The 13006-nt window shown below is 34.1% G+C and carries 8 protein-coding genes; 5 read left to right on the top strand and 3 right to left on the bottom strand.

The window, feature by feature from the left end:
* Positions 1-248 precede the first annotated feature (248 nt).
* Positions 249-2636, top strand: a complete 2388-nt coding sequence (locus PQ462_RS14615; protein WP_274250535.1) for a TonB-dependent receptor — start codon at positions 249-251, stop codon at positions 2634-2636.
* Positions 2637-2771: 135 nt separating this feature from the next.
* Here the strand turns inward: PQ462_RS14615 and PQ462_RS14610 are convergent, their stop codons facing one another.
* Positions 2772-3527: a response regulator transcription factor gene (locus PQ462_RS14610; RefSeq protein WP_274250534.1), complete on the bottom strand. Its 756-nt coding sequence runs from the start codon at positions 3525-3527 to the stop codon at positions 2772-2774.
* Positions 3528-3762: 235 nt separating this feature from the next.
* Here PQ462_RS14610 and PQ462_RS14605 point away from each other — a divergent pair, with 235 nt between their 5' ends.
* The gene (locus PQ462_RS14605; protein WP_274250533.1) at positions 3763-4950 is read left to right on the top strand and encodes a serine hydrolase domain-containing protein; all 1188 of its coding nucleotides are present in this window, start codon (positions 3763-3765) and stop codon (positions 4948-4950) included.
* A gap of 63 nt (positions 4951-5013) precedes the next feature.
* Here the strand turns inward: PQ462_RS14605 and PQ462_RS14600 are convergent, their stop codons facing one another.
* On the bottom strand, positions 5014-6417 hold the full coding sequence (locus tag PQ462_RS14600; protein WP_274250532.1) for a DUF1254 domain-containing protein: 1404 nt from the start codon (positions 6415-6417) through the stop codon (positions 5014-5016).
* Between the two features lie 264 nt (positions 6418-6681).
* Entirely contained in the window at positions 6682-7722 is a 1041-nt protein-coding gene (locus tag PQ462_RS14595) for a GntR family transcriptional regulator (RefSeq protein ID WP_012026191.1), read from the bottom strand.
* A gap of 394 nt (positions 7723-8116) precedes the next feature.
* Between PQ462_RS14595 and rhaT the strand changes: the two genes are divergently transcribed.
* From rhaT to PQ462_RS14580, 3 genes are all read left to right on the top strand, one after another.
* Positions 8117-9166, top strand: coding sequence for an L-rhamnose/proton symporter RhaT (rhaT, locus tag PQ462_RS14590; RefSeq protein ID WP_274250531.1), 1050 nt, complete (start codon positions 8117-8119; stop codon positions 9164-9166).
* Positions 9167-9193: 27 nt separating this feature from the next.
* Positions 9194-11335 carry a bifunctional aldolase/short-chain dehydrogenase gene (locus PQ462_RS14585; protein ID WP_274250530.1) on the top strand — a complete coding sequence of 714 codons (2142 nt, stop codon included), beginning with the start codon at positions 9194-9196 and terminating at the stop codon, positions 11333-11335.
* 313 nt (positions 11336-11648) lie between these two features.
* Positions 11649-12923 carry a TIM barrel protein gene (locus tag PQ462_RS14580; protein ID WP_274250529.1) on the top strand — a complete coding sequence of 425 codons (1275 nt, stop codon included), beginning with the start codon at positions 11649-11651 and terminating at the stop codon, positions 12921-12923.
* The last annotated feature ends 83 nt before the right edge of the window (positions 12924-13006 follow it).

Below are 13006 nucleotides of genomic sequence, written 5' to 3'. Positions count from 1 at the left end.
CTACAGGCAATTGAAGATAAAATAATAAAAAAGATGTCAGAAACTACTTTTACTGATATCTTTTTTTTGTTATGCTAACATAGGAAATTTTGTTAAAAAAAAGAATTATTGATTTTTTTGACTTAAAAAAATAATAATTCAACTATAAATGCAAACAAAAAGATTATTATCTGGAATAAATAAAAATAATTTGGAAGAGTTTAACACAACATATAAATTTGCCTTATTCAAAATAAATCTAAATAAAAATGAAGGTAAAAATATTATTTCCGCTGTTAAGTTTCTGCTTAATGCTGCTTACAAGTGTAGCATCATCCGCACAAACGGCTACCATTAAAGGTATGATTTCATTATCAACAAATGAAGCTGCAGATAACGTTTCAGTAACTCTAAAAGGAACACGTGTTGGAACTACAACTGATGCGCAGGGAAATTACGAAATAAAAAATGTTAAACCGGGAACTTATACTATAAGAGTTTCGGCAGTAGGATTTTCATCAAAAGAAAAAAGCATTACCGTTAGTTCTGCGAATGAAATTATAGAAAATTTTACATTAATTACTACATCAGAAAACCTTACTGAAGTATTTGTAAAAGGAAATGCAAACAAATACACAAAATCAGAAAGTGAATACGTATCGAGAATGCAGGTTAAAAACCTTGAAAACTCACAAGTTTACAACGTAGTTACTAAAGAGTTAATGAAAGACCAATTGGTAACCAACCAAGACGAAGCGTTGAAAAACGTTCCGGGTTTATACCAATTATGGGGAGCGACTAACCGTGCAGGTGATGGAGGTTCTTGGTACTCATTACGTGGATTTACTACTCAAAGTTTAGTAAGAAATGGTATTGCAGGAAAAGTAAACAGTAATTCTGATGCTGCAAACCTTGAAAGAATTGAGGTTATCAAAGGACCTTCTGCTACATTATTTGGAAACGTACTTTCTTCTTACGGAGGTTTAATTAACCGTGTAACTAAAAAACCGTATGAAACTTTTGGAGGAGAGATTGCTTATCAGGCAGGAAGCTACGGATTTAACCGTGTTTCTGCTGACATCAATACACCATTAAACGATGACAATACAGCATTATTTAGATTAAATACTTCTTATAACAATACGAATACTTTTCAGGATTACGGATCTTCAAGAAGTTTCTTTGTGGCGCCATCATTCTCTTATAAAGTAAACGATAAATTGACTTTATCTCTTGATGCCGAAATTGGTGACCAAAATAATTCAGGTATGCCTTTAATCTATCTTCCGTTTGGAGTATCAATTGCTGACATAGGATTTAACAATGCAAAAGATCTTAAAATGGATTTCAAAAGATCATTTTGGGGAGACGAATTCATAACCAATACAAAAACATTCAACGTTTTTGCTCAGGCAAATTATAAAATTTCTGATGAGTGGACTTCTCAGTCTGTATTCAGCAGTACATCTAACAGAGCTTCTGGACCACAAACTTGGTTCTACCTTTTACCAAACGAAAGTTTATCTAGAAATGCATGGAATGCTAACGGAAAAGACAATGCAATTGAATTCCAGCAGAACTTTAATGGTGACTTCTTACTTTTCGGAAGCATGAGAAACCGTTTCTTAGTTGGTGGTGATTTATTCCATTCAACAAGCAGATTAGGATACAGACTTCTTCCAGGTGAAGATTTTGATAAAATAAGTTATACAGGAGCTGCACCAACTTATAATAACTTTAATCCAACGGCTGTAAATGCTCAATTTGTAAACGGATCAGATTATAAAACAAACAGCGCACTTTCAACCTATAGTGCTTATGTTGCAGATGCTATCAACATTACAGAAAGTTTAATTGTTTCAGCAGCGGTGCGTTTTGATCACTATGAAAACCAAGGAACTACAGATGATACTACAGGTCAAAAAGCAGGTGATTTTTCACAAAATGCATTTTCTCCAAAATTTGGTGTAGTGTACCAAGTAATAAAAGACCAGGTTTCTGTTTTTGGTAACTACCAAAATAGTTTTACTAACGTAGGATATGCTAATGCAAATGTTGGAGGAAATCTTCAATTGCAAAAATTTGATCCGGAAAGAGCAAACCAGTTTGAAGGAGGTATTAAAGTAAATGCTTTCCAAAACAAAGTGAGCGCTACACTTAGCTACTACGATATTAAAGTAAAAGATATTGTAACTGCAGATCCAAGTTTACCAAACGCAAGTGTACAAAACGGAACTCAATACAGTAAAGGTTTTGAATTAGAAGTTACAGCAAACCCAATTCCAGGATTAAACCTTCTTGTGGGGTATTCAAACAACGATTCTAAATTAAATGGATTAAGACCTGTAACTGCAGGACCAGAAAACTTAATTAACTACTGGATCAGCTATAATTTACAAAATGCTGCATTTAAAGGTTTAGGTTTAGGATTTGGAGGTAACTACGGAGACGCTACGTATATTTACAACAGCGGAACTGAAACTTTCGAACTTCCATCTTACGCTGTAATTAACGCTGCTTTGTACTACGATCAGCCTAAATACAGAGTTTCATTAAAAGTAAACAACCTTACAGACGAATTGTACTTTAACGGTTATACAACAATCAACGTTCAGGCGCCTCGTACTTTTATGGGAAGCGTAACGTATAAATTCTAATAGGATTTAAGATTAAGAAATAAAAAAGCCCGAACAACGTTCGGGCTTTTTTATTATAAAATCCAGCACTTAGCACCTTAGCATCTCAGCATCTTAGTACCTTAGTAGCTTAGCACCTCAGTACCTCAAAAAAAACTATATCCACTTCAGTTTTACAGCAAGTGTACAGGCTTCTGCCGTATTGTTTACTTTCATTTTTTCGAGAATATTCTGTCTGTGCCGGCTGACGGTATTTTTACTGATAAAGAGCAGAGACGCAATCTCTTTACTCTGTTTACCCTTTTGCAGCATTTTTAGGATCTCCTTTTCTCTTGAAGAAAGAAAAGAAAAATTTCCGGCTTCATTTTGCTGCATAACCTTTCCGTTTGCCGTATTTATAATCTTCCCTTCGTAATGAAAAGCCTGAGAAAAATCGAAATTATAAAGGCATAAAGCCAGTTCGATATCTTCATGTTCATTCGAGAAATAAAACATCTTGTGCAGTAAAGATTTATTGGCTGTATTGTCTTTGAATCTTAATCTGCTTATCACGCAAAAATCCCTTCTTTCATGAATTGGAACTGTTTTAATGAACTGAAAAAACTGAAGTTCCAGAAGATATTTTTGCAGAACATCTTCATTATTCAATTTATCAAAAAGTTCTTCTTCCCAAATGCTTTCTAATTCCTGCATTTGATTTTTTTTGAAAATGTTTAGTTCATCTGCAATTTTCCCAGAATACACATAACTTTTATTATGATATAGATCACTTAAAACAGCAATCCCGTTTTCTAATTCGGCAAAATTTTGTGCAGTTTTCTGGCAGATTTTTAATTGCGTGATATTTTTTAAATCGGCAGAATTATTCTGATGCAGTAACTTTTTATTCAGATCATTTTTTATGTTTTTCATCAAAAATGGTTATTTATAAGTATTGTCTTAAGGTTGTATGGAAAATATATTTGTATGATTTTTTGGATTGAAATATAATAATTAAAATGGGATTTAAATTGATTTTAAGATTCTTAGTTTTTTTATTTGACTTATTATCAAGCTGTTTTATGTAAATTGCTGTTTGAAAAGTTTTATAAAGAAATTATAAGGTTACGCACAGTAAATAGTAAACAGCAATATAATAAAACTGAATATGAAACACTTTTTCTTACTTATTTTTTTTGCAGGCATTTTTGGTGTTCACTCACAAAATGCAGCTTTGATTAAAAGGCTTGACGGAAGCACTATTTCTCAGGACAGCTTAACATCGGCCATTAAAAATCTTATGAACAAAGCCGATGTAAAAGGACTTGCCATTACGGTTTTCAATTCTAAAAAACCGGTTTATATGAATACTTTCGGCTTTAGCGATGTCGAAAATAATAAAAAATTAGATCTGCATACCAATCTATACGGAGCTTCTTTGAGTAAAGCGGTATTTGCTGTTGTAGTAATGAAACTGGTAGACGAAGGTGTAATTAGTTTAGACAAACCTTTGCAAAGTTATCTTACCAAACCAATTTACGAGTATGAGCCGAAAGTATGGCACGAAGATTTTAAAGAATTAAAGGATTATCCCGAATACACTAAAATTACGGCCAGAATGTGTCTGGATCACACAACCGGACTCCCAAACTGGCGCTGGTTTGAATCTGACGAAAAATTACGCATTAAGTTTGAACCGGGAAGCCGTTACAGTTATTCAGGAGAAGGATTGACATATCTTCAGGTAGTTTTAGAAAAAATAACCGGAAAACCTTTAGAAGAACTTGCTCAGGAAAGAGTGTTTAAACCTTTGGGAATGACAGCTTCCAGTTACAAATGGCAGGAAAAATTTGAGAAAGATTATGCATACGGATACGATGAAGAAGGAAAAAAACAGGAAAAAGACAAAGACAACGCACCAAGAGGAGCAGGAACACTGGAAACAACAATTGAAGATTACAGTAAATTTTTATCTGCAATACTGAATAAAAAAATACTGAGTTCAAAATCATACAAAGAATTGTTTAGTCCGCAGATTCGTATTCATTCTAAAAACCAATTTGGACCCGGCGCGTTAGAAGACGGCAATTGGTATGACAATCTTGAACTTTCATACGGTTTAGGCTGGGGACTGGTAAAATCGCCTTACGGACCGGGAGCATTTAAAGAAGGGCAGGGTTCAGGATTTCAGAATTATAGTATTGTATTTCCGGATAAAGGAATTGGAATGCTTATAATGTCAAACAGCTACAGCACAGGAAAAATAATTAAATACCTGTTAGAAACAGGAATTCAGGATAAATACACACCATGGGAATGGGATCAGTATATTCCTTATGATAAAGTGATTAAATAAGAGCTTTTAAAAAAGTAAAAAGCCTGAAATTTTAAATATTTCAGGCTTTTTTATGCACATATATTATTTGACAATTTCCGGCAATGGCATTTTCCATGAGCCATTTATTACTTTTTCATTTGGACCGTAAATTCGAATAACAAAATTAAAGTTTTCATTTTTAGGAGTCGGAAGCCAGTTGCTCTCTTTATCTTTTCCCGGTGAAGAAGCCTGCAGGTAAATAATTAAATCTCCGTTTGACTCATATTTTAAGCCTTTTGATTTGTTGCCTATCGAATATCTCGAAATTGGATTTCGAACCAATAAGCGTTTAGGAAGATTATACATGGTTATGCTCCAAAAATATTTAGCCTCAGGAAGCTGGTTTTTACTGAATTTTAAAATATAATTTTTATTTCCGGCTAAAGGCTGGTTATCTTTATCAACAGCGCTTCCTGTATAAACAGCTTCTTCTTTCGTGTTTCCGTAAATTCCGGCTGCAGCGGCAATGGCACGGTTCATATAATTGTTTTCAAGAGCTTTTCTTGTACCAAACAGATTTCCGAAATCTCTAAGATTAGTAACTCCGGATTCTAGTTCTTTTTTGGCTTCGATAATTCCTTTTTCGATAGCTTTTATAGTCTCAGGTGAATATTTTGAACTGTCAAAACGTTTGCCCGGAACAATCCCAATTTTAGCAAAACGTTCCCGAAGTTTCGTTTCACTGCTGTCTACGTTTGCATATTGTAATAATGCGTTTAAAACATTGATAAACTCAGGTGTACTGTAATCATCTTCTTTCCAGACAGGAAGCGGTAAATCATACTTTTTAACCTGTGGGACCGGCTGTTTTGTATATTCATGAAGCGGCATTAATTTATACTGCTCTTGTATTTTTTTTAGATTTGACACATCCTCTGGAGAATGAAGCTGTGTACGGCCGACAAGAAAAATTAAGTTGGTTTCAGATTTTAATACTTTATTAATGCCTTTTGGAGTTTCACCTTTCCAGTCAGGACCAGCGATAAGATATTTTCCCGGATTATTTCCTGACACGCGCGACCCAAGATATTCAAAATTAAAGGTATAAAGATCTACAAACTGCATAACATAATATCTGTTTTCCTCAACTTTTGGAAGCTCAATTACAACTGGCTCATCAGAAACATTTAATGACGCCATCGAATAAGGGGTATCATTATTTATCGTAACAACCAATGTGTCAGATGGTGTAGCACTCATGGCAATGTTTTTGAATTTATTAAAACCAACAAATTCTCCGGATTGTTTATTGAGGGCAGTAGCATAAATCATTTTATAATTGTAAAAAACAGGATAACCGTAAATCCATGCTTCTTTTGCAATGGCTGTTACAGAATCTGGTGAAACAGAGTTATCTGCCGTATTTGTTTTATCTAAAGCAGTTTCTTTTTTGCAGGCCGTAGTGATTAAAAATACGATTACTGCCAGGAAAATGATTTTTTTCATAATTCAATGGATTAATTGTACAAAAGAATTGTCTGGTATTTTTAAAGGGCTTAAAATTAACTTTTTAAGAAAAAACTTATGCTTTACAAAGAGCAAATATGGTTGCAAATTATAATATGAAACCATTTCATAAACAACACAATAAAAGGCTTTAGCCAAAACGGTAAAGTTTGACTAAAGCCTTTTATTTGACTTTAATATAATCGACAAAAAAACGCAGTGCCTTAGTATCTTAGAACCTTAGTATCTTAGCATTTCAGTACCTCAAATAGAATTTCTATCAATAAAATTAAACGGTACTTTAAAATGTCCTTTTTCTTTATTCAAAATAAGCCTTGCTGCAGTTTCTCCCATTATATTAAAATCAGTAGACATAACCGTTATGCCCAGCAATTCTTTTAAAGGTGTATCGTTATAAGAGATAACGCCGATATCTTTTCCTAAAACAAACTCTTCATCGCGAATCTGCTTCATTAAATTCACCAGATCAGATTCTTCAATGGTAATAAACAAATCCCCTTTTTTTAGAATCATATCGTCGTAAACTTCACTTAAAATCTCAAAATTGATTTCGTGTTCAACACAGAATTTCCTGAATCCGTGGAGGATTCTTCTCGGATATGGATAAACTGCTTTATCCGGATAAACTAAAATAAGACGTTTGTATTTGGCTATTTTTTCTAAACCTTCTTTTAATGCATTGTAAATGTCGTTTTCAAAATCCTGATAGATTTTAATAACATCATCTCCCGTTCCCAGTTTTATATTATCCAGAATTACCAGCTTTTCCTGCGGAATTCTTTTAATGGCGTCTACAACTTCATCTGTAAAACTTAAATGTTTCAGTTCATCGGTTTTAAAATGGGTTGTTATAACATAATAATCATAAGCGCCTTCAAACTTGTCGAGAATATTTAAAAAGAGCGTTTCATCACAATGATAAATTTGAAGATCGACATGCGCATTGGCTCCTAAAGTGTTAATAAAAGCACTGTAGGTTTTCATTTTATACGAGCTTAGTTTATTGGTCAAAAACAAAATATTGACTTTAGACTCCAGTTTTGTTCTCGTAATATAATATCCTTTTCCTCTAATTGAAGAAATGATTTTTCGTTCTTTTAAAATATTATAAGCTTTTTCAACTGTATCACGAGACATATAAAACTCCTCGCTGAAACTGTTTATAGAGGGAATTTTTTGATTTATTTTTAAATTTCCGTTAGCAATATTCTGCAAAATCGAGTCTACAATCTGTTTGTATTTTGGAACCCTCGAATCTTCGTCTATTTTAATTAATTTAATCATGCTTGTATGTTGCAAATTGGATTCATGAGAAAACATGCAGCCAATTTTTTTAATTGTATTTTTTAAAAAAGCAAACTTGAAAAAACGCTTTATGTGTTGATTTTGCTACTTTCCTTACAAAAAATATAAATTAAATAAAGGCTTACTTTATTTTCAGGCACTTAGGTTAATTTAATATTAAATTATCGGAAATATAATTACGAAATCGATTGCTAAAATAGGGTTTTTTAATTTATTTTTCCAATATAAACCAATCGTTCTTTGCAATTAGTGCGCATTTTTAACATAAAATACACAAATCATAAAGGATAGTACAGGACAGTTTTAATTTTTACATTATATTATTTTACAAAACCAAACTAACTATCACAATTAACCAAAAACAAATTATTGAATGGAATCATTATTAGGAATTATTTTTCATTCTATCGGAGGATTTTCTTCAGGTAGTTTTTATATGCCTTTTAAAAAAGTTAAAGATTGGGCTTGGGAAAGTTACTGGCTTGTGGGCGGTTTCTTTTCTTGGTTAATTGTACCGCCTATTGCGGCTTATTTAACGATTCCAAATTTTACAGAAATTATCATTGCCGCTTCACCTGCAATTAAATCCTTTACTTTTTTAATGGGATTAATTTGGGGAATTGGCGGACTTACTTATGGTCTGGGCGTTCGCTACTTAGGAATGTCTTTAGGAAATTCAATTACATTAGGATTTTGTTCTGCATTTGGAGCTTTAGTTCCTTCAATTTATTATGATATTGTTCCAACAGAAGGAAAAATTTCATTTACACACATGCTTTCTACTCCTGGCGGACAGCTGGTTTTATTTGGAGTTGTAGTATATCTTATAGGTATTGCTATTTCTGGAAAAGCTGGAATGCTGAAAGAAAAGGATTTTGCAACAGGTCATGAAGATAAGGACAAAGACTTCAATTTGGTAAAAGGTTTAATTGTAGCTGTGATTTCAGGAATTTTAAGTTCATTTTTTAATTACGGAATCGAAGCCGGAAAACCAATGGCAGAACATGCTATAGTAAATGGTGCAAATCCGTTATTCCAAAACAACGTAACCTATGTTGTACTGCTTTGGGGAGGATTAACAACCAACTTTATCTGGTGTCTTTATTTAAACTTTAAAAATAAAACAATTAAAAACTATACCGATAAATCTACTCCAATTACTAAAAACGTTTTGTTTTCTGCACTTGCCGGAACCATGTGGTTTTTACAGTTTTTCTTTTACGGAATGGGAGAGAGCAAATTAGGAAATGGTGCCAGTTCATGGATTCTGCATATGGCAACCATTATTTTAACAGCAAACTTTTGGGGTTTTTATTTAAAAGAATGGAAAGGAGTTTCGAAAAAAACATTAAGAACTTTTTTCTGGGGAATCGGGCTTATTATGCTTGCGATCATTTTGGTAGGAATTGGTAACTCATTATAAATAATACAAGAAATAATTATAAAGTATATGTCGAATACAAAAACAATTAATACAAATTTTAAGCACGTAAGCTACCTTTGGGATGATGCTAAAGCCGCAGAACTAGCGGGAGATGAAGTAGCGCTTTTCATTTATCGTTCTAATTTATTAGGAGCCGATTTAAGACTGACAAACTATGGAGGAGGAAATACTTCTGTAAAAATTACTGATAAAGATCCTTTAACAGGAGAAAGTTCAGAAGTTATGTGGATTAAAGGTTCTGGAGGTGATATTGGAACTTTAACAAAATCTGGCTGTGCGGCTTTGTACTTAGACAGACTTCGTAATCTTGAAAATGTTTACAGAGGAATTGAGTTTGAAGATGAAATGGTAGAATTGTTCAACCACTGTATTTTCGATTTAGCTTCAAAAGCACCTTCTATCGATACACCTTTGCACGGTTTTCTTCCATTCAAACATATCGATCACTTGCACCCAGATGCAGCAATTGCAATTGCTGCTGCAAAAGACGGAGCAAAAATTACAGAAGAATTATTTGACGGAGAAATTGGCTGGGTAGGCTGGCAGCGTCCGGGCTTTGACTTAGGACTTCAGTTAAGAAGCTGTTTAGAAGAAGCTGAAAAGAAAGGTAAAAAACTAAGAGGAATCATGTTAGGTTCTCACGGTTTATTTACCTGGGGAGATACAGCATACGAAAGCTACATCAACACATTAGAAGTAATCGAAAAATGTGCTGAATATTTAGAAAGCAACTACGGAAAAAAACGTCCGGTTTTTGGAGGACAAAAAATTGAAAGTCTTCCGGAAGCAGATAGAAAATTAAAAGCTGCAAAAGTGGCTCCAATTTTAAGAGGTTTCTGTTCATCAGAACGCCAAATGATTGGACATTATACAGATGATGCAAGAGTATTGGAATTCATCAATTCTAATGATCTTTCAAAATTAGCTCCATTAGGAACATCTTGTCCGGATCACTTTTTAAGAACTAAAATCAGCCCTCTGGTTTTAGAATTAGATCCAAACGAAGATTTATCAGATGTTGATGCGGTTAAAGCAAAACTGGCTCCGGCTTTTGAAGCTTACCGTGCAATGTACAAAGACTATTATAATGCCTGCAAGAAATCAAATTCTCCTGCAATGCGTGACCCAAATCCGGTTGTGATTTTATATCCTGGAGTGGGAATGTTCACTTTTGCAAAAGATAAAACAATGGCACGTCTGGCATCAGAATATTATGTAAATGCAGTAAATGTTATGAAAGGCGCAGAAGCGGTTTCAGAATACACTTCACTGCCTCACCAGGAAGCTTTTGATATTGAATATTGGTTATTAGAAGAAGCAAAATTACAGCGTATGCCAAAACCAAAAGCATTATCTGGAAGAGTAGCTCTTATTACAGGTTCTGCAGGAGGAATTGGAAAAGCTATCGCTAAAAAATTCGCTCAGGAAGGTGCTTGTGTTGTAATCAATGATATCAACGAAGAGCGTTTAGAAGGTGCATCTGCTGAGTTTGTTAAAGCATTTGGTAAAGATGCCGTTTCAAGCACTTTATTAAATGTTACTGACGAAGCAAGTACAGAAAAAGCATTAGACGAAGCTTCTTTAGCTTTTGGAGGTGTTGACATTGTAGTAAACAATGCCGGAATCAGTATTTCAAAATCTATCGCAGAACATACTCTGGAAGAATGGGACAGATTATACGATATCTTGGTTAAAGGGCAGTTTATTGTTTCTAAAGCCGGAATCGAAGTAATGCGCAAACAAGGTTTTGGAGGTGATATCGTAAACATCGTTTCTAAAAATGCTGTTGTGGCTGGTCCAAATAACCCTGGTTATGGTTCAGCAAAAGCTGCTCAGGCGCACTTAACACGTTTAATGGCAGCAGAACTGGGAGCAGATAAAATTCGTGTAAATACAGTAAATCCTGATGCTGTAATTTCAGACTCAAATATTTGGTCTGGAGGATGGGCAGAAGGCCGTGCAAAAGCATACGGAGTTACAGTAGAAGAACTTCCGGCTTATTATGCAAAACGTACGTTACTCAACGAAATTATATTGCCGGATGATATTGCAAATGCTTGTTTTGCTTTTGTTGGAGGTTTACTTGGTAAATCTACAGGAAATGCGCTAAACGTAGACGGCGGTGTTGCAATGGGCTTTTATAGATAAAAATTATTTAAGTTTTTTTATAAGTTTGTTTAAGCAAAAGTGGTTTTTTGTGGTCTAACGTTCGATATTTCGAGCGTTAGATTTTTTTTAGACATAAATTTTGCACACAGACCAGAATACCCAAAAATAAAGTTAAACAAAGAGTTAAGGAATATAATTTAACCAATTCAGAATTATTTGCGTCACATAGATTTTTACTTGAAATAAAGGAGTAAAAATGCCTAAATTACGCAATCGATTTTTTTATGTGTTAAAAATACACGAATAAAGTTAAATTGCATATCTTGTAAACGCTATTAAAATATAAAGTATTATGATAATCGGATCAAACCATATTGAATCTCATAACGAGGGATTATTAAAAAAACACCAAAATAAATTGGTTTTTACAGCATCAGAAATTGATAATACAGAGGCGATTATCCAAAAATTAATCGACTTTCAAATTGCTATTCCATCTTGGGCTTTAGGAACAGGAGGAACAAGATTTGGACGTTTTGCAGGCGGAGGAGAACCTCGTTCAATCGAAGAAAAAATCGAAGATGTTGGATTACTTCACAAATTAAACAGCGCTTCGGGAGCAATTTCGCTTCATATTCCGTGGGATATTCCGCAAGATTACAAAGCTATTAAAGCACTTGCTGCACAGCACAATTTAAAATTTGACGCCATGAACTCGAATACATTTCAGGATCAGGCAGACTCAGAACATACTTATAAGTATGGTTCATTACAAAATGTAAACAAATCAGTCCGCAAACAGGCGATTGCACACAATATAGAAGTTATTAAACACGGAATCGAATTAGGATCTGAGTCATTAACAATCTGGCTTGCCGATGGTTCTAACTTTCCTGGACAATTAAACTTTAGAAAAGCATATCAAAATACATTAGAAAGTTTAGAAGAAATCTACGATGCCCTGCCTTCAAACTGGAAATTATTTTTAGAATACAAATGTGCTGAGCCTAACTTTTATTCAACGACCGTAGCAGATTGGGGGCAGTCTTACTCGTATGTTAAAAAGTTAGGCGATAAAGCGCAGACATTAGTCGATTTAGGACACCACCTGCCAAATGCTAACATCGAGCAGATTGTTTCTTTATTATTAATGGAAAACAAACTGGGCGGATTCCACTTTAACGATTCAAAATACGGAGACGACGATTTAACTGCCGGAGCTTTAAAACCTTATCAGTTATTTTTGATTTTCAATGAATTAGTTGAAGGAATGGACGCAAGAGGAATGAACCACGCCAAAGATTTAGGCTGGATGATCGACGCGTCACACAACATCAAAGATCCGTTAGAAGATTTGCTGCAGTCTGTAGAAGCTATTATGATCGCTTATGCACAAGCACTTTCTGTAGACAGAAAAGCATTAGAAAAAGCACAAGAAGAAAATGATGTGGTAAAAGCACAGGAAATTCTTCAAAATGCTTTCCGTACAGATGTTCGCGCATTAGTTGCTGAGGCTCGTTTACGTTCTGGCGCAGCTTTAAATCCTGTAGAATTATACAGAAACGTTTCTGTAAGAAAAAATCTAATTGGAGAAAGAGGACTAAAAACATTGGCAACAGGACTATAATTATGAATGGTGAGTTGTGAATTATGAGTTAATAAAAAGACTGAACACAATTCACAATTCACAACTTACAATTTACAATTAAA

This window comes from Flavobacterium sp. KACC 22758 (genome assembly GCF_028736135.1).
Taxonomy (GTDB): domain Bacteria; phylum Bacteroidota; class Bacteroidia; order Flavobacteriales; family Flavobacteriaceae; genus Flavobacterium; species Flavobacterium johnsoniae.
This window is presented reverse-complemented; position numbering and strand designations above follow the sequence as displayed.

Excerpts from the sequence above, each read along its gene's own strand:
- PQ462_RS14600 (WP_274250532.1), bottom strand. The coding sequence starts at position 6,417 with ATGAAAAAAATCATTTTCCTGGCAGTAATCGTATTTTTAATCACTACG.
- PQ462_RS14585 (WP_274250530.1), top strand. The coding sequence starts at position 9,194 with ATGTCGAATACAAAAACAATTAATACAAATTTTAAGCACGTAAGCTAC.
- PQ462_RS14610 (WP_274250534.1), bottom strand. The coding sequence starts at position 3,527 with ATGAAAAACATAAAAAATGATCTGAATAAAAAGTTACTGCATCAGAAT.
- PQ462_RS14580 (WP_274250529.1), top strand. The coding sequence starts at position 11,649 with ATGATAATCGGATCAAACCATATTGAATCTCATAACGAGGGATTATTA.
- rhaT (WP_274250531.1), top strand. The coding sequence starts at position 8,117 with ATGGAATCATTATTAGGAATTATTTTTCATTCTATCGGAGGATTTTCT.
- PQ462_RS14605 (WP_274250533.1), top strand. The coding sequence starts at position 3,763 with ATGAAACACTTTTTCTTACTTATTTTTTTTGCAGGCATTTTTGGTGTT.
- PQ462_RS14595 (WP_012026191.1), bottom strand. The coding sequence starts at position 7,722 with ATGATTAAATTAATTAAAATAGACGAAGATTCGAGGGTTCCAAAATAC.
- PQ462_RS14615 (WP_274250535.1), top strand. The coding sequence starts at position 249 with ATGAAGGTAAAAATATTATTTCCGCTGTTAAGTTTCTGCTTAATGCTG.